This is a genomic window from Streptomyces albidus (ex Kaewkla and Franco 2022), assembly GCF_013870515.1.
GTDB classification, from domain to species: domain Bacteria; phylum Actinomycetota; class Actinomycetes; order Streptomycetales; family Streptomycetaceae; genus Streptomyces; species Streptomyces albidus.
Map to the genome: position 1 here is coordinate 50761 of NZ_JACBXA010000004.1, position 21856 is coordinate 72616.

At 70.4% G+C, this 21856-nt stretch carries 21 protein-coding genes and 2 pseudogenes; 3 read left to right on the forward strand and 20 right to left on the reverse strand.

Features of this window, described 5'->3' with window-relative positions; genetic code table 11:
* Nucleotides 1–9: 9 nt before the first annotated feature.
* The 9 genes and pseudogenes from H5J26_RS01765 to H5J26_RS01800 form a co-directional block, all read right to left on the reverse strand.
* Nucleotides 10–1374: an acetyl-CoA carboxylase biotin carboxylase subunit gene (locus H5J26_RS01765; protein WP_181763843.1), complete on the reverse strand. Its 1365-nt coding sequence runs from the start codon at nucleotides 1372–1374 to the stop codon at nucleotides 10–12.
* Between the two features lie 7 nt (nucleotides 1375–1381).
* Nucleotides 1382–1870, reverse strand: a complete 489-nt coding sequence (locus H5J26_RS32170; protein WP_210770901.1) for an acetyl-CoA carboxylase biotin carboxyl carrier protein — start codon at nucleotides 1868–1870, stop codon at nucleotides 1382–1384.
* Nucleotides 1867–3552 carry an acetyl-CoA carboxylase, carboxyltransferase subunit beta gene (gene accD, locus H5J26_RS01775; protein WP_181763844.1) on the reverse strand — a complete coding sequence of 562 codons (1686 nt, stop codon included), beginning with the start codon at nucleotides 3550–3552 and terminating at the stop codon, nucleotides 1867–1869. Before accD ends, H5J26_RS32170 begins: the two co-directional genes overlap by 4 nt.
* A gap of 28 nt (nucleotides 3553–3580) precedes the next feature.
* Nucleotides 3581–4606, reverse strand: a complete 1026-nt coding sequence (locus H5J26_RS31180; RefSeq protein WP_419183745.1) for a methyltransferase — start codon at nucleotides 4604–4606, stop codon at nucleotides 3581–3583.
* Between the two features lie 15 nt (nucleotides 4607–4621).
* Nucleotides 4622–5074: pseudogene (locus H5J26_RS31185) on the reverse strand (SRPBCC family protein); the annotation flags it as partial.
* 5 nt (nucleotides 5075–5079) lie between these two features.
* Entirely contained in the window at nucleotides 5080–5334 is a 255-nt protein-coding gene (locus tag H5J26_RS01785; RefSeq protein ID WP_181763846.1) for an acyl carrier protein, read from the reverse strand.
* Nucleotides 5335–5350: 16 nt separating this feature from the next.
* Entirely contained in the window at nucleotides 5351–6583 is a 1233-nt protein-coding gene (locus tag H5J26_RS01790) for a ketosynthase chain-length factor (protein WP_181763847.1), read from the reverse strand.
* Nucleotides 6580–7848 (reverse strand): beta-ketoacyl-[acyl-carrier-protein] synthase family protein, encoded by a 1269-nt coding sequence (locus H5J26_RS01795; RefSeq protein WP_181763848.1) that lies wholly within the window; start codon nucleotides 7846–7848, stop codon nucleotides 6580–6582. The genes H5J26_RS01790 and H5J26_RS01795 overlap by 4 nt, the downstream gene beginning before the upstream one ends.
* On the reverse strand, nucleotides 7845–8273 hold the full coding sequence (locus H5J26_RS01800) for a cupin domain-containing protein (protein ID WP_181763849.1): 429 nt from the start codon (nucleotides 8271–8273) through the stop codon (nucleotides 7845–7847). Before H5J26_RS01800 ends, H5J26_RS01795 begins: the two co-directional genes overlap by 4 nt.
* 426 nt (nucleotides 8274–8699) lie before the next feature.
* On the opposite strand from H5J26_RS01800, the gene H5J26_RS01805 reads away from it, so the two are divergent.
* Nucleotides 8700–9434 (forward strand): SDR family oxidoreductase, encoded by a 735-nt coding sequence (locus H5J26_RS01805; protein WP_181763850.1) that lies wholly within the window; start codon nucleotides 8700–8702, stop codon nucleotides 9432–9434.
* A 109-nt stretch (nucleotides 9435–9543) separates the two neighbouring features.
* On the opposite strand, the gene era is transcribed toward H5J26_RS01805, so the two are convergent.
* The 9 genes from era to H5J26_RS01850 all read right to left on the reverse strand — a co-directional run bounded on the left by era (nucleotide 9544) and on the right by H5J26_RS01850 (nucleotide 18965).
* Nucleotides 9544–10521: a GTPase Era gene (era, locus tag H5J26_RS01810; RefSeq protein ID WP_181763851.1), complete on the reverse strand. Its 978-nt coding sequence runs from the start codon at nucleotides 10519–10521 to the stop codon at nucleotides 9544–9546.
* A gap of 59 nt (nucleotides 10522–10580) precedes the next feature.
* Nucleotides 10581–10940, reverse strand: a complete 360-nt coding sequence (locus H5J26_RS01815) for a cytidine deaminase (protein ID WP_181763852.1) — start codon at nucleotides 10938–10940, stop codon at nucleotides 10581–10583.
* Nucleotides 10941–11007: 67 nt separating this feature from the next.
* Nucleotides 11008–11370, reverse strand: coding sequence for an MmcQ/YjbR family DNA-binding protein (locus H5J26_RS01820; protein WP_181763853.1), 363 nt, complete (start codon nucleotides 11368–11370; stop codon nucleotides 11008–11010).
* A 109-nt stretch (nucleotides 11371–11479) separates the two neighbouring features.
* Nucleotides 11480–12817, reverse strand: coding sequence for a hemolysin family protein (locus tag H5J26_RS01825; RefSeq protein ID WP_181763854.1), 1338 nt, complete (start codon nucleotides 12815–12817; stop codon nucleotides 11480–11482).
* A complete protein-coding gene (gene ybeY, locus H5J26_RS01830) occupies nucleotides 12814–13314 on the reverse strand; it encodes an rRNA maturation RNase YbeY (protein WP_181763855.1) in 501 nt (166 codons plus the stop codon). The genes H5J26_RS01825 and ybeY overlap by 4 nt, the downstream gene beginning before the upstream one ends.
* A 12-nt stretch (nucleotides 13315–13326) precedes the next feature.
* Nucleotides 13327–14403 carry a PhoH family protein gene (locus tag H5J26_RS01835; protein WP_235980251.1) on the reverse strand — a complete coding sequence of 359 codons (1077 nt, stop codon included), beginning with the start codon at nucleotides 14401–14403 and terminating at the stop codon, nucleotides 13327–13329.
* Between the two features lie 120 nt (nucleotides 14404–14523).
* Nucleotides 14524–15735, reverse strand: a complete 1212-nt coding sequence (locus H5J26_RS01840; RefSeq protein WP_181763890.1) for a carbohydrate kinase family protein — start codon at nucleotides 15733–15735, stop codon at nucleotides 14524–14526.
* A 405-nt stretch (nucleotides 15736–16140) separates the two neighbouring features.
* Complete coding sequence (locus H5J26_RS01845; protein ID WP_181763856.1) at nucleotides 16141–17433, reverse strand: glucarate dehydratase family protein; 1293 nt, start codon at nucleotides 17431–17433, stop codon at nucleotides 16141–16143.
* A 185-nt stretch (nucleotides 17434–17618) separates the two neighbouring features.
* Entirely contained in the window at nucleotides 17619–18965 is a 1347-nt protein-coding gene (locus H5J26_RS01850; RefSeq protein WP_235980254.1) for a cation:proton antiporter, read from the reverse strand.
* A 15-nt stretch (nucleotides 18966–18980) separates the two neighbouring features.
* Between H5J26_RS01850 and H5J26_RS01855 the strand changes: the two are divergent.
* Nucleotides 18981–19343 (forward strand): annotated as a pseudogene (locus H5J26_RS01855) (helix-turn-helix domain-containing protein); the annotation flags it as partial.
* Between the two features lie 54 nt (nucleotides 19344–19397).
* Nucleotides 19398–19931, forward strand: coding sequence for a GNAT family N-acetyltransferase (locus H5J26_RS01860; protein WP_181763858.1), 534 nt, complete (start codon nucleotides 19398–19400; stop codon nucleotides 19929–19931).
* Nucleotides 19932–20065: 134 nt separating this feature from the next.
* Here H5J26_RS01860 and H5J26_RS01865 read toward each other — a convergent pair whose 3' ends face one another.
* Together H5J26_RS01865 and H5J26_RS01870 are read right to left on the reverse strand one after the other, a co-directional pair.
* Nucleotides 20066–20620 (reverse strand): arginine repressor, encoded by a 555-nt coding sequence (locus tag H5J26_RS01865; RefSeq protein ID WP_181763859.1) that lies wholly within the window; start codon nucleotides 20618–20620, stop codon nucleotides 20066–20068.
* A gap of 19 nt (nucleotides 20621–20639) precedes the next feature.
* Nucleotides 20640–21788 (reverse strand): acetylornithine transaminase, encoded by a 1149-nt coding sequence (locus H5J26_RS01870; protein ID WP_235980297.1) that lies wholly within the window; start codon nucleotides 21786–21788, stop codon nucleotides 20640–20642.
* Nucleotides 21789–21856 lie beyond the last annotated feature (68 nt).

Consider the following 21856-nt stretch of genomic DNA (forward strand, 5'->3'; position numbering starts at 1 on the left):
TGAAGGTCGTCAGTGGGTTCCGTCCGGGCGCTGCTGCAGCTGCTCGACGGAGTTCGTGTGGTGCTCGGCGTTGCGGAACACGGGGCGGTCGACGATGTCGGACAGGAACGACGCCGTGCTGCTCACGCCGTGCCCGGCGATGTGGAACTCCCCGATCGCCCGGCGGAACCGGGCGATCGCCCGCTCCCGGTCGGGCGCCCACACGATCAGCTTCGCCAGCAGCGAGTCGTAGGCCGGGGAGATGGTCATGCCGGGGAAGCCGTGGCTGTCGACCCGTACGAACGGGCCCCCTGCCGGCTCGAAGGTCTCCAGGACACCCGGTGTCGGCACGAAGCCGAGCGCGGGGTTCTCGGCGTTGATCCGGCCCTCGATCGCGGTCCCGCGGAACTCGACGTCCTGCTGGCGGATGCTCAGCGGCTCGCCCGCGGCGACCTTCAGCTGTTCGGCGACGAGGTCGAACCCCGTGACCATCTCGGTCACCGGATGTTCCACCTGGAGGCGGCAGTTGACCTCGATCAGATGGAAGGCGCCGTGCTCGTCGACGACGAACTCGAAGGTGCCCGCTCCCTCGTAGCCGACCGCCAGCGCACCCTGCACCGCCAGCTCGCCCATCTTCGTGGCCACGCCCGGGGGCAGGCCGGGGGCGGGCGACTCCTCCACCAGCTTCTGCCGGCGACGCTGGAGCGAGCAGTCCCGCTCGCCGAGGTGGACTCCGTTGCCGTACGCGTCGCACAGCACCTGCACCTCGATGTGGCGGACACGCTCCACGAACCGTTCGAGGTAGACGCGTCCGTCCCCGAACAGCGCCTGCGCCTGGGACCGGGTCTCCCGGTAGACGCCGCGGAGTTCGGCCGCGTCCCTCGCCAGCCCGATGCCCCGGCCGCCGCCCCCGGCGACGGCCTTCAGCAGCACCGGATAGCCGATCTCGTCGGCGAGTTCCTTCGCGTCCTTCCAGTCGTCCAGCGGCTCTGTGCTCCCGGGAAGCACGGGGACTCCCGCGTCGCGCATCAGGGCACGGGTACGCGACTTGTCGGCGAGCTCCTGCATCGTCGATCCGGACGGGCCGATGAACTTCACGTCGTCCTGCGCGCAGATCTCCGCGAAGTCCGGGTCCTCGGACAGGAATCCGTAACCGGGATGGATCGCCTGGGCGCCCGTCTTCTTCGCCGCCTCGATCACGGCGGGGATCAGCAGGTAGCTCTGCTTGGCGTCGGCCGGGCCGATGCGTACGGCCTCGTCGGCGAACCGCACCACTGCCGAGTCCTCGTCCTCCGTCGAGTACACGGCGACGACGCGGATTCCCATCTCCCGGCATGTACGGGCGATGCGCAGGGCGATCTCGCCGCGATTGGCGATGAGAACAGTCTCGAACATCTGCCGGTCACTCCCCGCCGCCGCTCGGCGAGACCGCCAGCAGGGCCTCACCGAACTCCACAGACGCCGCGTCGGCGGCGAGGATCTCCTCGACGATGCCGGTCGTCTCCGCGTGGATCGGCATCATGAGCTTCATCGCCTCGAGGATCCCGACCTGCTGGCCCTCCTCGACCCGGTCGCCGACCGTCACGAACGGCCTCGCGCCCGGGCTCGGACAGTGGTAGAAGCGCCCGACCGTCGGTGCGCAGACGTGGTTCACGTTCGGGTTGTCCGCGGGAGCCGGCTCCAGTTCGCCTGGCATCGCCGACGGGATCACCGGGTTCCCGGACTCGGGCCACTCGACCTCGACCGAGATTCCCGAGACGCTCATCCGGATCACCCGCGGCCCCAGCTTCGAGGATTCCGCGAGCTGCGCCACCCGCGCACACACCGACCGCAGCAGCTCGTCCTGCGAGACCTCTGTCTTCTCCTCCTTCGTGTACGTCGTGTCAGTCACCCGGCCACCTCCTGCATCACCGGGGCCTCCTCGGCCCCGAAAGCTCGGAACCTCTTCTTGCGTTCCGCGACGAGAGCCGCGGGATCGCCGCCCGAAAGGGCGGTCAGCGTGCTCGCCAGGGCCACGCGCATCACGTCGTCCGGTACGGACCCGGCGTAGCCGGAGGCGTCTCCCGGCTCCGGCAGCACCGCGTCCACGACGGACAGGGAGAGCAGCGACTTCGCGTCGACCCGCAGGGCGCGAGCCGCGTCGGGAGCCTTCTCCGCGTCGTCCCAGAGGATCGCGGCGCAGCCCTCCGCGCTGATGACCGAGTACGTGGCACCGGGGCACATCAGCACCCGGTCGGCCACCCCGAGCGCCAGCGCACCGCCGCTGCCGCCCTCACCGATGACGACGGTGACGATCGGCACCGGGAGCGCCGACATGAGCACCAGGTTCTCCGCGATGGCGACGGCCTGTCCGCGCTCCTCCGCGGCGACCCCGGGATACGCGCCGGGGGTGTCGATGAACGTGACCACGGGCAGGCCGAGTTTGCCGGCCAGCCTCATCAGCCGGGCCGCCTTGCGGAAGCCGGCGGGTGAGGCCATGCCGTAGTTGCGTGCCGCCAACTCGGCGGAGTCGTGGCCCTTTTGATGCCCGACCACGACGACAGGTGCTCCCTCCAGCACTCCCAGACCGCCGATCACCGCGGGGCAGTCGCCCGAGACACGGTCGCCGTGCAGCTCCAGGAACGAGTCGAAGGAGCGCTGGAGGTAATCGGCCGTGGTCGCCCCGGACAGGTCCCGGGCCCGCTGCACGGCGGCCCACGGATCGGTGTCCGCCAGCCCCGAGGGGTCCGTCACCAGTTCCACGTCGCCGTCGACCACCGGCGTGCGGGGCGTCTGCGCCGCAAGCAACGAACCGAGCGTGCCCCGCAGATGGGCCCGCGGCACGATGTCGTCGATCCAGCCGCGTTCCAGCAGGAACTCCGCGGTCTGGAAGTCGTCCGGCAGCGTCTGCTGAAGCGTCTGCCGGATGACCCGGGGGCCCGCGAATCCCATGCGCGCCCCCGGCTCGGCGAGGATGACGTCGGTGGTCGAGGCGTACGACGCGGCCACACCGCCGTACGTCGGGTCCGTGATCAGGGAGACGGTCAGGATCCCGGCCTCGTTCAGACTGGCGAGGGCCTGACTCGTCTTCGCCATCTGCATCAGCGAGAGGGCGCCCTCCTGCATCCGTGCCCCGCCGGAGGCCGGCACGACCAGCAGCGGTATGCGCTCCTCCAGCGCGAACTCGGCGGCACGCGTGATGAGTTCGCCCGTGCCGCTGCCCAGACTCCCGCCCATGAAGCGGAAGTCCATCGCGGCGATCACCAGTGGCCGTTCCATGATCTCGGCACGGGCGCACACCACCGCCTCGTCCATCCCTGTGGACTCCCGGGCCCGCTGGAACCGCTCCGAGTAGGGCTCGGAGTCCACGAATTCCAGCGGGTCGTACGCTCCGACGTCGAAGTCGAGCAGCCGGGTACTGCCCGGATCGGCCAGCTGCGCGATCCGGTCCCTGGCCGAGAGCCTGCTGTGGTGCGAGCAGTGCGGGCATACACCCCACGACCGCTGCCACTGCCGGCAGTAGACCAGTCGGCCGCACGCGCGGCAGGGAGACCACTCGGCCTCCGCGACGGAGATGACCTGACCATGAACCATGATCGAGAACCAATCCTGCGTCGGTGGATTACCGTGCCTTGCACTCCAGGAGAGTCCAGTGCTCGATGGGGTCGTTCACCAGCTCGAACCCGGTGCGGGCGAAGAGTTCCCGCCAGTCCTCGAGGGTGCGTTCGCGGCCTCCGTAGAGCACGAGCATGTCGAGGTCGAGCAGCTTGCCGTGGTCCCAGTGGTTGGCCGGCGCCATGACCATGTCCCACACGAGGAGCGTCGCGCCGGTGTCGCCGATCCGTTCGCGGACCCGGCGCAGCAGCCTCTCGGCCCGTTCGTCGGAGTGGTTGTGGAGCACCGCCTTGAGCAGGTACGCGTCGCAGCCCTCCGGGATCGGCTGCTCGAAGAAGTCCCCGGCGCACACCTCGACCCGGTCGGACACACCGTGCTTCGCGAGCACCGGGTCCGCGGAGCCCACCACCTCGGGCAGGTCCATCAGCACCGCGCTGAGCCCCGGGTGTCCGCGCAGCGCCTGGCCGAGGAAGTACCCGTCGTTGCCGCCCAGGTCGGCGAGCTTCGTGAAGCGCTCGAACCCGAAGGAGTTCATCTCCTCCTCGGTCATCTGCCGCGCCCAGTGGCTCATGAACTGCTCGAAGAACTCGCGGTCGGCGGGGTTGTCCTCGAGGTACTGGTAGAAGGACTTGCCGAACCTGTGCTCGAAGGCCGGCTCGCCTGTCCGCACGCTGTGCATCAGTTCCTCGTACGGAAGGGTCGTCATGTCCATCGTGTTGTACTTGATGAGCGGCACGACGTCCGAGGACCGCAGCAGCCCGGAGGACATCGGCGTGTTCTCGAAGCAACGGGCCGCCGTCTCACGGAAGATGCCCACCGCGGTGGCGGTCCGCAGCAGCCGGTAGAGCGCCGTCTCGTCGGCACCGGACTCGCGTGCCAGCTCCTCGACGGGGCGGGGCCCGCCCGTCAGCCGTTCGGCGATGTCGAGTTCGAGGAGCACCTGGACGACCTTCAGCAGCCTGCCGCCGAAGGAGAGCAGGACCTGGTGCCAGCCGTGCAGGTCGTCGTCGGCAAGCGGGATCGTCTCCACCACCGACCGGGTACCGGCCTGTTGCTGCGCGGCCTCCTCGATGACCTTCTTGATGTGGCCCATGTTGCTCTGGGTCGCGGTGTTGAGATGGTTCGTCATCTGCTCGTTGTTCTTGGGCGCGCCGGGCTTCATGTCGAACTCCTGCTGCCAGCGCATCCTGGTGCCCTCGGGCAACTCCTCGTACTCCCAGTGCAGGTTCATGAACTCGAAGGGGCCCTTCTCGACGCGTACGGCTCGCACCGTCTTCGTCGCGTGGTCCGGGAACCTGTCCGAGACCCAGCTCCACACCTGGCCGTCCGCGTCCGGGTGCGTGGAGAGCCGGAACCGGATGCGCTCGTCGTCGCGTTCGAGGACCTTGGCGTCCGAGTACTCGTTGAACAGCTGCGGCCACGACTCGATGTCGTTGGTCATGCTCCACACCAGCTCGAAGGGTGCGTTGATGACGACGCTGTTGTCTGTCTTCGCGGGCATTCCACTCACCTCACTGCGGGCTGGGCGTTGACGTAATCGAGCATCATCTGAGGGGTCTTGAGCTCGGGGAGGTCGTCGTCCGGGACCTCGACGCCGTGCTCCTGCTTGATCCTCGCCGCCATCTCCATGAGGGCCAGCGAGTCGAACTCGAGCTCCCCGAAAGGAGTTCGGGCGATGTCGCCGCCGAGGTCGACGTCGTCGCCCTCGCCCGCGGCCTCGCGCATCATCGTGCGTAGTTCCTCGAAGGTCATCTCGGCCATTGCTCCTCCGCTTGACTCAATGGGGGTGGTCGCGGACAACTGTCGCGGCGTTGAATCCGCCGTAGCCGCGTGCGATCACGAGCGCGGTCCGCACCTCGCTCCGCCTGGGCTCGCCCAGGACGAGGTCGAGGCTCGCGCAGTCCGCGGCGCGCACTTGGGTGTTGGTCGTGGGCGGGATCGTGTCGTGCCGGATGCTCAGCAGGGCGGTGGCCAGGTCGAGCGGTCCCCCGCCTCCGTAGAGCCGGCCGAACATCGTCTTCGGAGCCGTCACGGGTACGCCCGAGGGTCCGAAGATCTTCGTCAGGGCGCGTGCCTCGGCGGCGTCGAGCTCGGGCAGGCCGGCCGCGTCGGCGAAGACGACGTCGACCTCGTCCGGGGTGACACCCGCGTCGGCCAGGGCGTTGAGCACGGCGCGGTCCAACGTGGATCCGCGGCCGCTCTCCGGCGGCGGGTCGAACGTCGAGGCGTGCCCGGCCAGTTCGCCGTAGACGTTGCCGCCGCCCCGGGCGCGCCAGGTGTCCGCGTTCTCCGTGATGAGGATGGCCCCGCCCTCGCCGGGAACGTGACCGCTCGCCTCGACGTCGAAGGGCAGGTAGGCCTCGTGCGCCTGGGACTTCCGGCTCACCCGGGAGTCGGCCACGTGCGCGACCCAGCCCCAGGGGCACAGCGTCGTCTCCGTACCGCCGGTGACCATGAGCGTGGCCGCGTCGTTCCGGATGTTGCGCCGGGCGTGCGCGACGGCGTCGAGCCCGCCCGCCTGCTCTCCGACGAGCACGCTGTTGGATCCCCGCATGCCGTGCCGGATGGAGACCTGGCCCGTGTTCACCGCGTAGAACCAGGCGTAGGACTGGTAGACGCTGACGAACTCGGAGCCCTGGCCCCACAGTTTCTGCAACTCGGCCTGGCCGAAGCCGTATCCGCCGGCGGCGCTGGAGGTCACGACCCCCATGTCGTAGTCGCGGAACGTCTCCGGCTCGACCCCTGCGTCGGCCAGGGCCCACTCGGTGGCCACCAGCGACATCTGAGTCGCGCGGTCGGTCTGCTTCGTCAGGCGCGAGGGGAGATGGTCCGCGCCGGTGAAGTCGCGGGCCTCGCCTGCCAGTCGGATCGGATAGCTGCTCGAGTCGAACGCGGAGACCTCACCGATCGCGTTCTTCCCCGCGAGCGACGCCTCCCAGTACTCCTCGGCGCCCACGCCGTTGGCGGCGATCACGCCGAGGCCCGTCACCACTGCCGGAGAGGCCGTCATGCCGCCTCCCCCCGGTAGGAGTTGAGGACGACCGCGCTCTGGAAGCCGCCGAATCCGCTGCCCACGCTCAGCACGGTGTTCACCGGCTGGTCGCGCGCCGTCAGCGGCACGTAGTCGAGGTCGCACTCCGGGTCGCGCGTCTCCAGGTTGGCCGTCGGCGGCACGGCGTCGTGCTCGATCGCCAGCGCGCAGCCGGCCAGTTCGATCGAGCCGATCGCGCCGAGCGAATGCCCCAGCATCGACTTGAGCGAGCTGACGGGGCGGTGGTACGCCACGTCGCCCAGGCTGCGCTTGAACGCCGCCGTCTCATGCCGGTCGTTCTGCTTGGTGCTCGAACCGTGCGCGTTGATGTAGTCGATGTCCTCGGCATTGACGCGGGCCTGACGCATCGCCGCGTCGATCGCCTCGGCCATCTCACGGCCGTCGGGCTTGAGGCCGGTCATGTGGTAGGCGTTGCTGCGCCCGGCGAAGCCGGACACCTCGGCGTAGATGTGCGCTCCGCGGCGCCGGGCCGATTCCAGCGTCTCCAGGACGAACACCGCGGCTCCCTCGCCGAGTACGAAGCCGTCCCGGTCGAAGTCGAAGGGCCTGGAGGCGTGTTCGGGGTCGTCGTTCCTCGGCGACGTGGCCCTGATCGCGTCGAAGCAGGCGACCGTGATCGGCGTGATGGGGGCGTCGGTCGCGCCGGCCAGCATCACGTCGGCGGAACCCTCGCGGATCAACTCGAAGGCGTATCCCACCGCGTCGAGGCCCGAGGTGCAGCCCGTGGAGATCACGGTGGCGGGCCCTTCCGCGCCGGCCTCCCATGCGATGTCGGAGGCGAACCTGACGGGCACCATGTACTCGAACAGCTGCGGTACGACGTCGGTGTGCCCGACGAGCCAGTCGCGGCCGGAGTCGCTCACGACCGAGTACTCCTGGTCCAGGCTCGTGCTCGCGCCGATGGCGCTGCCGATGCTCACGCCCGTACGCGCGGCCAGTGCCTCGTCGATCTCGATGCCGCTGTCGGCGATCGCCTCCCGGAGGCAGACGAGTGCGAACTGGCCGCCGCGGTCCAGCCGCCGGATCTGCAACGGCGTCAGGCCGTGGAACTCCGGCTCGAAGTCCACCTCGGCGGCGATGCGGGACCGGTAACCGTCCGCGTTGAACAGGGAGATCGTCCTGGTCGCGGACGTGCCGGACGAGATCAGTTTCCAGTAGTCGTCGGTGCCGACGCCCCCGGGCGCCGTGACTCCCATTCCCGTGATGACGACCCTGCGGTTCATCGTGGACCACCTACCTGAGGGGGCTCGGAATCCGGATTGGGCGGCTTCTCCGTGTCGACGTGCCCGAGTTCGGGCCGTGGGGCCAGCGGGCTGATGTGGTACACGAGGAACGCCGCCGTGGAACCGGCGTTGACCAGGCGGTGCCGCTGCCCGCGCCGGAACATGACCGCCTCGTCGGAGGCGACCTCCTGCTCGTCACCGTCGACCGAGACCCGCAGCGCCCCCTCGACGACGTAGACGAACTCGTCGGAATAGGGGTGGTAGTGCTCGGCGACCCGGTCGCCGGGGGCGATCCGCATCGTGCCGGTGAATCCGTCGGTCGCTCCGACCGAAGTGGGGGTGAGCAGAGCCTTGATCTCGCCGCCCTGGCGGTCGGTGGACGGTACGTCCTTCGCGGCCACCTTCAGCGCATTGCCAGTTGACACCAGATTCCCCTTCGAACGCTGAGCACATCACTGCCGCCTGCCGGAATGCCGACGGCTGCGTTGCGACAGGAACGCTAGAGACGGGGGCTTGAAGGGCTCGTGAGCCGGGCTGGTGGTACGGACCGGTGACGGGTGAGACGCGGCACCACCAGGACACCAGCGGTGTTCAAGAGCCCTGATGGATCCTCACGAGTGGTGTACGGGACCTGCTCCACCCACTGCGCGCCCGGCGCCCGACAGCCGAGTGGCAACCACCGGCGGGGAGCCGGAGGCACCGGTCGGAGCAGGTACGTCCGTCCCACGGAATCCGCCGGACCCCGGAATGCCGTCGCACTCGCGGACCGGCCGGACAGGCGCAGGCTCCTGAACGCGCTGCCGGGGTGGACGACTTGGACGCGCAATCAACCGGTAAGGGGAGAACCAACCATGACAGCTCGGAAGATCGCGCTCGTCACCGGCGGATCACGGGGCATCGGCCGCGCCACGGCGCTGCGGCTCGCCGCTGACGGCGCCGCCGTCGTCGTCAACTACCACACGAACGCGGAGGCCGCGGCCGAGGTCGTGGACGAGATCCGCAAGGGCGGTGGGGAGGCCGTCGCGGTGCAGGCCGACATCGGCGACCCCGCGCAGGTGCGGGACCTGTTCGACGCCGTGGAGGAGAACTTCGACGCCCTGGACATCTTCGTCAACAACGCCAACACCTCCGCCACGTTCTCGACGATCGCCGACGCCCCTGACGAGCACTTCGACACGAGCTTCCTGACCAACACCCGGTCGATCTTCGTCTCGATGCGGGAGGCCGCCCGGCGGCTGCGGTGCGACGGACGGATCATCTTCGTCTCCAGCGGCGTGACCAGGATGCACATCCCGCAGTTCGGTCTCTACGCGGCGACCAAGGCGGCCGGGGAACAGCTGATCCGGACCCTCTCCCACGAGTGCGGCACGCGCGGAATCACCGCGAACAGCGTCGTGCTCGGCCCCGTCCGCAGCGCCTCATTCGACGACCGTCCCGGCGGCGCCGCCGAAGGCATCGCGAAGCAGACGCCCCTCGGCCGCATCGGCGAGCCCGAGGACGCCGCGGAGGTCATCGCCTTCCTGGCGTCCAACGCGGGACGCTGGATCACCGGGCAAGCGGTCAACGCGGGCGGCGGACTGTACTGAACGGGTATGTCGCCTCGCGGGTGGAGGCCCACCGGGCCGGGGCCCGGCACGACGCGAAATACGCGCACGTGCCCGCCCCGGCGTGGTGCGCCGGAGCGACCGCAGGGACCTAGAAGCCCAGCCGGCGCAGCTGCTTGGGGTCGCGCTGCCAGTCCTTGGCGACCTTCACGTGCAGGTCCAGATAGACGGGAGTGCCCAGCAGCGCCTCGATGTGGACGCGCGAGGTGGACCCGACCTCCTTGAGGCGCTTGCCCTTCGGGCCGATCACGATGCCCTTCTGGCTGGGGCGCTCCAGGAAGATGTTGGCGTGGATGTCGAGCAGGGGGCGGTCCGCCGGCCTGTCCTCGCGGGGCAGCATCTCCTCGACGACGACCGCGATGGAGTGCGGCAGCTCGTCCCGTACGCCCTCCAGCGCCGCCTCCCGGATCAGCTCGGCGACCATGACCTGCTCCGGCTCGTCCGTGAGGTCGCCGTCGGGGTAGAGCTGCGGGCCCTCGGGGAGCAGCGGGACCAGCAGATCGGCCAGGAGCGCGACCTGCTCGCCTGCGACCGCCGAGACCGGGACGATCTCGGCCCACTCGATCCCCGTCTCCCTGCCGAGCTGGTCGACGGCGATCAGCTGCGAGGCCAGCGCCCGGGAGTCGACGAGATCGGACTTGGTGACGACCGCCACCTTCGGGGTCCGCTTGAGACCGGCCAGTTCGGCGGCGATGAAGCGGTCACCGGGACCGATCTTCTGGTCGGCCGGCAGGCAGAAGCCGATGACGTCGACCTCGGCCCACGTCGTGCGGACGACGTCGTTGAGCCGCTCCCCCAGCAGCGTGCGCGGCTTGTGCAGGCCCGGGGTGTCGACGAGGACGAGCTGTGCCTCGGGGCGGTGCACGATTCCGCGCACCGTGTGCCGCGTGGTCTGCGGGCGGTTGGAGGTGATCGCGACCTTCGTGCCCACCAGCGCATTGGTGAGAGTCGACTTGCCCGCGTTGGGGCGGCCGACGAAGCACGCGAAGCCTGAGCGGTGCGGGGCGTCGGCGGCGTCGTCGGCCGGTGAGGCCTTGTGAGCTGGGGAAGCCGGGGAAGGTGCATCCATGGCGACCATTGTCCCCGATCGGGTGAGTGCCCCCGACCGTCCGGCCGCCCCGGAAGGCCTCAGCCCGCCGCGACCGTGGCGCGCAGACTGCCGTCGGGGCCCGCCAGCAGGACGGTCGTCGCAGCACCCGACAGGTCGTGCACCGCCGAGAGATCCGCCTTGGGGATCAGCTCGGCCTCGGTGACCACTGCCGCGGCCTCCAGGGACGACGCCCCGGACGCGACCGCCATCGCCACCGCCGTCTGCAGGGCGCTCAGTTGAAGAGAGGCCAAGTCGACCGAACCCGCCACATAGGTGCGGCCGGTCTCGTCCCGTACGGCCGCACCCTCGGGCACGCCGTTGCGGGCGCGGGCGCTGCGCGCCAGCGTCAGGAGCTTGCGGTCCTCGGGGTCCAGTGCCTGGTCACTCTGGTCGCTCATGCGACCGAGCATATGACGCGCGCCTCCCAGGCCTTCCATGGGTGTGCCGCCGGGCGCAGCGCCCTGCTCAGGGCCGGTCGAGCAGGAGCCGTTCACGCCGGGGCAGGCCGGCGACCACCAGGTCGTAGGAGTCCTCGACCAGGTCCCGGACCATGCGCTCCGGGAGGGTGCCGTCGATCACGACGGTGTTCCAGTGCCGCTTGTTCAAGTGGTATCCCGGCGAGACGGCGGCATGCGCTTGACGCAGCTGCACGGCCAGCTCGGGCTCGCACTTCAGGCTCACCCGCAGGGGGCTGTCGTCGAGGGAGCAGAAAGCGAAGATCTTCCCGCCGACCTTGAAGGCCGACAGCCCGGGACTGCCCGGGAACGGACGGTCCTCGACGGCTCCGTTCAGCGAGAGGCAGTACGTCCGCAGCTGGTCCGGCGTCATGCGCTCAAGGATCCCACCGGGCGGCCGAAGGCGCCGCGGACCCCGGATCCGAGAGCGGACCCGGCAGCCCCCGACGCCGGCCCGTCCCGGCCCTGGCCCTGGCGAGCGGTCACACGTTGGCGGGCTCGTCCGCGGAACGGTCGTCCGAGGCCTCAGCCGAACGGATCGGCTCCACCAGCACCGTGACGATCCGGTTCCGGCGCCCGGCCGGGGCCTCGGCCGTCAGCCGCAGCGCGGTGAGCGTCGGGTCGGACCTGTCCTCCGTGACGTCGACCGTCGCCGTGGCTCCGGCGATGGGCACACGGCCCAGCGACTTCGCCAGCAGGCCGCCGACCGTCTCCACGTCCTCGTCGTCCAGACCGATCAAGTCGTACAGCTCGCCGAGATCGCCGATGTCGAGCCGGGCGGTGACGCGGTAACGCCCCTCGCCCAGGTCGTCGACGGGGGGCAGTTCACGGTCGTACTCGTCGGTGATCTCGCCGACGATCTCCTCGAGGATGTCCTCGATGGTCACGATGCCGGCCGTACCGCCGTACTCGTCGATGACGACGGCGACATGGATGCGGTCCTGCTGCATCTCACGCAGCAGATCGCCCGCGTTCTTGGTGTCCGGTACGAACGTCGCCGGGCGCATGGCCGTGGAGACCAGCTCCGTCTCCGCCTCACGGCTGATGTGCACCCTGCGCGCGAGGTCCTTGAGATAGACCACGCCGACGATGTCGTCCTCGCTCTCCCCGACGACCGGGATGCGCGAGAAACCCGAGCGCAGGGCGAGCGTGAGCGCCTGCCGTATGGTCTTGAACCGCTCGATGGTGATCAGGTCGGTGCGCGGCACCATCACCTCGCGCACGATCGTGTCGCCGAGCTGGAAGACGGAGTGAACCATCTTCCTCTCGTCCGCCTCGATCAACGACTCCTGCTCGGCGAGGTCGACCATCGCCCGCAGCTCCGCCTCACTCGCGAACGGGCCCTTGCGGAAGCCCTTGCCGGGGGTCAGCGCGTTACCCACCAGGATGAGCAACTGCGGCACGGGACCGAGGATCCGCACGAGCGGCACCAGCACGTACGAGGCGGCCGTGGCCGTGTTCAATGGATGCTGACGGCCGATGGTGCGGGGCGAGACGCCGATCGCGACGTAGCTGACGAGAACCATCACGCCCATCGCGACCAGCAACGCCTGCCAGGTCCCCTCGAAGAAGCGCAGACAGGTGTAGGTGACCAGGACGCCCGAGGCGACCTCGCACGCGACGCGCACCAGCAGCGCCAGGTTGAGGTAGCGGGTGGGGTCGGCCGCGACGACCGCCAGGCGCTCCGCGCCGCGGCGCCCCTGCCGGACGGCCTCCTCGGCGCGGTAGCTGGTCGTACGCGCGAGCCCCGCCTCCGCACAGGCGGCCAGCCACGCGATGACGACCAGCAGGATCGCCGCGGCGATGAACTGCGCGGTCACGAGGTGGTGGTGGGGGCCGGAGACGGGCCTGTCAGGCCCCTCTCTTCACGCCAGCCGTCGAGGATCGCGGACTGCAGACCGAACATCTCCGCCTTCTCGGCCGCCTCCTCGTGGTCGTAGCCCAGCAGGTGCAGCACACCGTGGACGGTGAGCAATTGGAGCTCCTCGTCCATGGAGTGCTGCGTCGGGGCGTCGGCCCCCTGCTGCTCGGCGACCTCCGGGCAGAGCACGATGTCGCCGAGGAGGCCCTGCGGCGGCTCCTCCTCGTCCCGTACGGGCGGGCGCAGCTCGTCCATCGGGAAGGACATCACGTCCGTGGGGCCGGGCAGATCCATCCACTGCAGGTGCAGCTGCTCCATGGCGTCGGCGTCGATGACGATCACCGAGAGCTCGGAGAGAGGGTGGATGCGCATGCGGCTCAGGGAGTAGCGCGCGATGTCCAGCAGCGCGGACTCGTCGACCTTGCGGCCGGATTCGTTGTTGACGTCGATCGTCATGGTGGCGTCGGCTCAGCGCTTTCCGTTGCCGTGGCGGTCGCCGGACTTTCCGGCGGGGGCGCTCTGCCCGACGCCGGAGGCGGCACTGCTGTCGAAGCGCTCGTAGGCGTCGACGATGCGGCCCACGAGCTTGTGGCGCACCACGTCGGAGCTGTCGAGCATGGAGAAGTGCACGTCGTCCACGCCGTCCAGGATCTCGCGCACCTGCCGCAGACCGCTCTTCGTGCCCCCCGGCAGGTCGACCTGGGTCACGTCGCCGGTGATGACGATCTTCGACTCGAAGCCCAGGCGGGTGAGGAACATCTTCATCTGCTCGGGGTTCGTGTTCTGCGCCTCGTCGAGAATGATGAAGGCGTCATTGAGGGTACGGCCACGCATGTATGCCAGGGGCGCGACCTCGATCGTCCCGGCGGCCATCAGGCGCGGGATGGAGTCGGGGTCGAGCATGTCGTGCAGGGCGTCGTAGAGCGGCCGCAGATACGGGTCGATCTTCTCGTAGAGCGTGCCGGGCAGGAAGCCGAGGCGCTCCCCCGCCTCGACGGCGGGCCGCGTCAGGATGATCCGGTTGACCTGCTTGGACTGCAGGGCCTGAACGGCCTTGGCCATGGCGAGGTAGGTCTTGCCGGTGCCGGCGGGGCCGATGCCGAAGACGACCGTGTGCTTGTCGATCGCGTCGACGTACCGCTTCTGGTTCAGCGTCTTGGGACGGATCGTGCGGCCGCGGTTGGAGAGGATGTTCTGCGTGAGGACCTCGGCCGGTGTCTCACCTGCGGAGTCCCTGCCGTCCTGCTGGTCGCGGAGCATGGCGATCGAGCGCTCGACGGCGTCCTCCGTCATGGGCTGACCGGTGCGCAGGACCAGCATCATCTCGTCGAAGAGGCGCTGGACGAGGTCGACCTCGGTGGCCTCGCCGGTCGCGCTGATCTCGTTGCCCCGCACGTGGATGTCGGCGGTGGGGAACGCCTGCTCGATCACGCGAAGCAGGGAGTCACCTGAACCCAGCACCGTCACCATCGGATGCTTGGCCGGAACCGTGAAGCGGGCAGTCGCCTGCTGGGAGCCCGCCTGATTCGTCGTTGTCTGCGTCATGGGTGACCCGGTCGGGCCTTCCTCATCCCTCTCTTGTCCTGCGGGTGATGGGCTTCCAAGAATACGACGCCCCACTGACAAGCCAGAACGCTTTTGCGGTCCCCGGCTCAGCGCCCGGCCCTACCGGGACGGCCTGCTGCGCCCGAAGCCGATCGTGGGGACCGCCCGGCGCAGCGGCCCCGGAGGACCGCAGCCGGTGAGGACCGCGTCGAGGAAGGCGTAGCTCCCGCCGCTGCCGGTGCTCTCCTGGGTACGGGGCCGGGCCTGGCGCCACCAGGCGGCGATCTCGGGCCAGCCGGGCGCCGAGAGCGAGCCCCCGAACTCCTGCACCGACAGCGCCGCGGTCAGACCCGCGAAGGCCAGCCGGTCGGCGAGCGGCCAGCCGGCGAGCGACGCCACGACGAAGCCCGCGACGAAGACGTCCCCCGCTCCAGTGGTGTCCAGTGCCTCGACGGGGATGGCGGGGATGTCCGCCGTCTCGCCCGTGGCGGAGTCGACGGCGTAGCTGCCCTGCGAGCCGAGCGTGACCACTGCCAGGGGGACCCGCTCGGCGAGTGCCCGGGCGGCGGTGCGCGGGCAGTCGGTGCCGGTGTAGCGCATGGCCTCCTGCGCGTTGGGCAGGAACGCCTCGCAGTGGGCCAGGTCCGGCAGCGCCGAGAGGTCCCAGCGCCCGGTGTCGTCCCAGCCGACGTCGGCGAAGATGCGGCTGCCCCGCCGGGCGGCGGTGGCGATCCACTCCTGGCCCTCGCCGGGAACCAGCGAGGTCACGCAGGCGCGGGCGCGGGGCGGGCAGTCGGAGGTCGCGCGGTCGCCGGCGGCATCGCCCCCGGATCCTCCGAGAGGAACGCCGCCGGGCCCGAAGCCCGCGTGGGAGGCCGCACTCTCCTTGGGCGGCGCCTCGTGGCCGTGGGAGATCATCGTCCGCTCGCCCTCGTACGCCATGGAGACCGTCACGGGCGAGTGCCAGCCGGGGACGGTGTGGGAGGGGGCGAGGTCGATGCCCTCCCCTTTCTCGAGGGCCTCGCGGCAGTAGTCCCCGTACATGTCGTCGCCGAACGCGGCGGCGAGCGAGGTGCGCAGGCCGAGCCGGGCCAGGGCGGTGGCCATGTTGGCCACGCCGCCGGGGCTCGACCCCATTCCGCGTGCCCAGGACTCGGTGCCGCGTACGGGAGCGGAGTCCAGTCCGGTGAAGATGATGTCGAGGAAGACCGTGCCGGTCAGATAGACGTCGCAGGCCGGATCGCCGGGGACCCGGAGTGCGTCGAGCGGGTCGAAGGCGTGGCCGGGACGGACGTCGGCGTGCCCCTGATGGGTCTCGTGCGCACGCTTCAGTCCCTCCGCACTGTTGCCTGGACCGTCTGTTCCCTGCCCCGCGCCCGTACTCACCGTGGACTCCTTCGACACCGTCGCTGCTTCGACTGGTGTATCCGGTGTACCGCGTCGGTGCGGCCCCGGGCCAACCGCGCCACGTGCGGCGGCATGCATCGGGCGTACGGCCACTCATGTGCACGCAGCCCTTCCCGGGTGGATCAGGAGGGCTGCCCTGGCTGGGACGTCAGGCGTCGCAGTGGTCGTGGCAGCGGACCGGGGTGCCCGCCGGAACCCCCGGAGGAGTGAGGCGGCGCCGGCCGCGGGAGCCGTTACGTCCGTCGCGTCCACGGTTCTGCGCACCTCGTGCTGCTCCGGCCTCCTCCGTGCCTCCGGTCTTCGGGCAGCCGGGTGTGCGGGAGTTGAGGGTCACCAGCGGGGGAGAGTGGGACTGATCCAGCCGGGGTCGGCCTTGCGCATGGCCGCTGCGTCGTCGCGGTCGCGCATCGTGCCGTCGTCCTGGAGCCAGCGCTCGTGCAGGGCGGCGAGCCTGTCGCGGTCGAGTTCGACGCCGAGACCTGGTGCGTCGCCTACGTCGACGCACCCGTCGCGGAAGGTCAGCCGCCGTGTGAGGACGTCCTCGGTCTGCCACGGGTAGTGGCTGTCGCAGGCGTAGTCGAGGTTGGGGACGGTCGCGGCGACGTGGGTCATCGCCGCGAGGCTGATTCCCAGATGGGTGTTGGAGTGCATGGAGAGGCCGACGCCGAACGTGCGGCACACGGCGGCCAGTTCGCGCGTGCGGGCGAGGCCGCCCCAGTAGTGGTGGTCGCTCAGGACGACCTGGACGGCGCCGGTGGCGAACGCCTCGGGGACCTCGGGGAAGGTCGTCACGCACATGTTGGTCGCCAGGGGGACGCCGGCCTCCTCGGCGACCTCCGCCATGCCCGGCGTACCGGTGGTCGGGTCCTCCAAGTACTGGAGTACGTCGCGGAGTTCGGCGGCGACCTTCAGCGACGTCGCCACGGACCAGACGCCGTTGGGGTCGAGCCTGAGCGGCGCGCCGGGGAACGCCTCGGCCAGCGCCCGTACGGCGGCGATCTCCTGCGCGGGTTCGTGGACGCCGCCCTTGAGCTTGAAGGAGCGGAAACCGTAGTCGCGGACGAAGCGGCGGGCCTGCTCGACGATCCCGGCAGGGTCGACGGCCTCGCCCCAGTCGTCCGGCTCGCCCTCGCCGCCGGGGTGCTGTGCCCAGCGGTAGAAGAGGTAGGCGCTGTATTCGACGCGGTCGCGCACCTTGTGCCCGAGCAACGCGTGCACGGGCAGGCCCTTGGCCTTGCCGAGAACGTCGAGGAAGGCGACCTCGAAGGCTGAGGCGACCGAGAGCCGGAGCTTGTCGGCCGTCTGGACGCCGCGGGTCCCGCCGACGTCGAAGGCGTCATGGACGCGCGACGAGGCGACCTCGAAGGTGGCAGCGAGTGCGAACAGGCCGTTCAGATCGCTGACTTGGCGCCCCGGCAGGGCGTTCGCCAACGGCCGGGCGAGCTCGAGGTACTTGCTGTCGCCGTAGGTCTCGCCGACGCCGGTCACTCCGCCGGCCGTGACGACCTCGACGATGAGCCGTGCCGCGTAAGGCTGGTGCACGCCCTGGCTGTTGAGCAGCGGGGGGTCGGAGACGAGGACAGGGGTGAGCCGTACTTCGGTGACGGTCAGGTCGGCGGTCATGCGGCGGCTCCCTGTCATGGCTCCTGCTGTCTCCGTACATAGATGCTGTCTACGTACGGAGATGGAGGCTATGGAGGTGAACGCCGAGGGTCAAGACTTCGCGCCGCTCCGGCTGCCTCCCGGACGCAGAACGCCGCCCGCCCGGAGACCGGTGCGGGCGGCGAGTCGACGGGCCGGATGCCGCGTCATCTGTGCGTGCGGGCGGACCCGGCTCCTTCCGTCGAACCGGACTCCTCGCGCTCCCCGGCGTCCGGCGCCGGATCCGCCGGGGCCTCCCCAGCGTCCGAGGCGTTACGCGCCCCTTCGGCCTTCGCCGTCCCTCCGGCTCCGAACTCCGCCTCGTCGGGCGAGGACTTCGGCCGGGACTTCGAAAGAAACTTCGGCTGGGACTTCGATCCGGCCGAGAAGCCGAGGCGGCGGGCGACCGGTTCGGCCCAGCGCGCGGCGAGCGGTCCGACGATGACGAGGATGAGGACGTACGCGGTGGCCAGCGGGCCGATGCGCGGCTCCGCCCCCGCAGCGAGCCCGGCGATGACGATGGAGAACTCGCCCCGTGCCACCAGCGTCCCCCCTGCTCGCCATCGGCCGGCCGGCCTGATGCCCGCGCGGCGCGCCGCGTACCAGCCGGTGGCGATCTTCGTGAGGGCGGTGACGACGGCGAGGATCAGCGCAGGCACGAGGACGGGCGGAATCTGCGAGGGCTCGGTGGACAGGCCGAAGAAGACGAAGAAGACCGCCGCGAACAGATCGCGCAGCGGGGTCAGCAGACTGTGCGCACCTTCGGCGACCTCGTCGGACAGGGCGATGCCGACGAGGAAGGCGCCCACGGCCGCGGAGACCTGGAGCTCCTGGGCGATTCCGGCCACCAGGAGCGTGAGCCCGAGCACGACCAGCAGGAGCATCTCGGCGTTGTCGGAGGAGACCACGCGGCTGATCAGACGGCCGTGCCGGAGCGCCACATAGAGCACGGCGCCGACCGTGCCGAGGGAGATCAGCAGCGTCAGCGCACCGCCGGCCAGGCTCACGCCCGCGAGAAGGGCGGTGAGGATCGGCAGATACACGGCCATGGCCAGGTCCTCGATGACGAGCACTCCGAGGACGACGGGCGTCTCACGGTTGCCGAGGCGGCCGAGGTCGCCGAGGACCTTGGCAATGACGCCGGAGGAGGAGATCCAGGTGACCCCGCCCAGGACGACCGCCGCGACGGGCCCCCAGCCGAGGATGAGCGCGGCCGCCGCGCCCGGCACCGCGTTGAGCGCGAAGTCGACCACTCCGGAGGGGTATTGGGTCTTGAGGTTGGTGACGAGTTCGGAGGCGCTGTACTCCAGGCCGAGCAGGAGGAGCAGCAGGATGACGCCGATCTCGGCGCCGGTGGCGACGAATTCCTCGCTGGCCTGGAGGGGCAGGAGGCCTCCGTGGCCGAAGGCGAGCCCGGCGAGCAGATAGAGGGGGATGGGCGAGAAGCCCACGCGTCCGGCGAAGCGTCCGAGGAGTCCCAGGGCGAGGATGATCGCCCCGAGTTCGATGAGCATGGCGGTAGTGCTGTGGCGCTGGTCTCCTTCGCGGGGATCGGCGCCGCCCCCGAGGAGAACTTCGCCTCCCGCGGCTGGAGCGCCCGGGAGTGGGCCGGGGCACGTGAACGGCTCGCCGCACGCGGCTGGCTGGACTCCTCCGGCAAGGCCACCGACCGCGGCCGGCGCAAACGTGAGGAGATCGAGCGGCGTACGGACGAACTGGCCGCCGCGCCGTACCGCGCGCTGGGCGCCGAGGGCTGCGCACGGCTGGCGGAGGGGGTCGCTCCCGTACTGGGCGCCGTACTTCAGGCCGGGATGCTGCCGGCGCAGTCGACGCTGGGGATCCTGACGGTGCCGGCACCGGGGCCGCGTGAACCGGAGGCGGTCCAGGCGTGAGGTGAGTGACGGCCGGGGCTGGTGTGATGCCGGAACCCGCGTGAGGATGGCCGGGTGGTCACGGTCGAGACACCTCGCCTGATTCTGCGCCGCTGGCGGGATGAAGACGTCCCGGCACTCGCCGCAGTCAACGCCGACCCCGAGGTGATGCGGTGGATCGGTGACGGCTCGGCACTCGACGAGCCGCAGACCCGCTCCAGGATCGAGGCGATGGAGCAGGAGTGGGAGGCGAAGGGGCACGGCCTCTTCGCCGTCGAGGTCCGGGCGACGGCTCAACTCGCGGGCTTCACCGGCCTGTCGGTGCCGCTCTTCCTGCCCGAGATCCTGCCGGCGGTCGAGATCGGATGGCGGCTGGGAAGGTCCTTCTGGGGCAGGGGGCTGGCGATCGAGGCAGCTGCGGCCGTGATGCGGTTCGGGTTCCGCGACCGCGGTCTGGAGGAGATCGTGAGCATCGCCCAGGTCGGCAACGACGCGTCGGAACGCGTCATGGAGAAACTGGGGATGCGCGTGGCGAGAGAGCTCGAGGTCGCGGACCGGCCGGTCCGGGTGCACGTGCTGACCAGAGGCGAGTACGAGGCGGCGCGATGAAGCGCTGCCCGGCCCGCGTGTGAGCGCCGGCCGTCATCAACACCGCGGACGGGCGCCCGAGTTCAGGGAGGGCATCTCCGTAAGGCCGCTCCTCCCCCGTCGGGCCGATGCGGTGTTCGTTCCGGTGCCGGCCTCTAGTGCTCCTTCTGAGCCAGGCTCAGCAGATGGCCCGCCAGCGCCTGTCCCCCGTCCGGGGCACGGCTGATGAGCAGCAGCGTGTCGTCTCCGGCGATGGTGCCGATGATGTCGTGCACGCCGGCCTGGTCGATGGCCGAGGCGAGGAACTGCGCGGCGCCCGGAGGGGTGCGCAGGACCACCAGGTTCGCCGACGCCTCGGCGGAGATGAGGAGTTCACCCGCGAGACGGGCCATGCGGGCCTCGCTTGCGGACTCCCCCAACGGCGCCTTGGGCGTGCGGTCGCCGCCCTCGCTCGGCACCGCGTAGATCAGCTCGCCGCCCGTGTTGCGGATCTTCACCGCACCCAGCTCGTCCAGGTCACGGGAGAGCGTGGCCTGGGTGACGGAGAGCCCGTCGTCGGCGAGGAGCTTGGCGAGCTGACTCTGCGAGCGGACCGGCTGACGGTTGAGAATGTCGACGATCCGGCGGTGCCTTGCCGTGCGGGTCTGCGGTACGGCCTGGCCCCCGTAACCGTTTCCCAGCTCCTGCTCGTGCGCGTACCCCTCGGTCATCGCCCCGATCCCCTCCGGCTCATCGGCTCGTACTCCCGCCGTCCGCCGCGTCCAGGACTCCGGGCAGGGCTCGGACGAGGGCGTCCACCTCGTCCTCGGTGACGATCAGCGGAGGCGCGAGCCGTACGACATCCGGCGCGACCGCGTTGACCAGGAACCCAGCGTCCTGAGCCGCTTGCTGCACTTGAGGTGCGACGGGCTCGGTGAGCACGATACCCAGCAGCAGTCCGGTACCGCGGACCCGCTCGACGAGCGGATGTCCGATCGACCAGATCGCGTCACGCAGTCGCGCCCCCAACCGCCCCGCCCGTACGGGCAGATCCTCCTCCTCCAGGGTCTCCAGCACCGCGAGGGCCGCCGCGCACGAGACCGGGTTGCCGCCGAAGGTGGAGCCGTGCTGACCGGGTGTGAGGAGCCCGGCCGCCTCGCCGAAGAGCATGGTCGCTCCCAGCGGCAGCCCGCCGCCGAGTCCCTTCGCGAGGGTGATGATGTCCGCTTCCACACCCTGCGCCTGGGAGGCGAACCAGTGGCCGGTACGTCCGATACCTGTCTGGATCTCGTCCATGACGAGCAGCGTGCCGGTGGCCCGGGTGATCTCGCGGGCCGCGGTGAGATAGCCCTGTGGCGGTACGACGACGCCGTTCTCCCCCTGCACGGGTTCGAGGATGACGAGCGCGGTGTCGGTGGTGACGGCTGCGCGGAGGGCTTCGGTGTCGCCGTACGGCACGTGTGTGACGTCGCCGGGCAGCGGTTCGAACGGCGCCTGCTTCGCGGGCTGTCCGGTCAGGGCGAGAGCGCCCATGGTGCGGCCGTGGAAGCCGCCTTCGGTCGCGACCATGTGGGTGCGGCCGGTGCGGCGGCCTGCCTTGACCGCGGCTTCGACGGCCTCCGCACCCGAGTTGCAGAAGTAGACGCGTCCGGGCCGCCCGGCCAGTTCCAGCAGCCGTTCGGCGAGTGCGACCGGAGGCTCGGCGATGAAGAGGTTGGAGACGTGGCCGAGCGTGGCGATCTGCTCCGAGACGGCCCGTACGACCGCGGGATGGGCGGTGCCCAGCGCGTTGACGGCGATGCCGCCGACGAAGTCCGTGTAGGCGTTGCCCTGCGCATCCCAGAGAGTGGCGCCCTCACCGTGCGTCAGCGGGATGCGAGGCGTGCCGTAGTTGTCCATCAGCGCGGACTGCCAGCGCCGGGTGAGCTCGGAGTTGGCGGCCCCCGCCTTGTCGGCTGCCTCGTCCT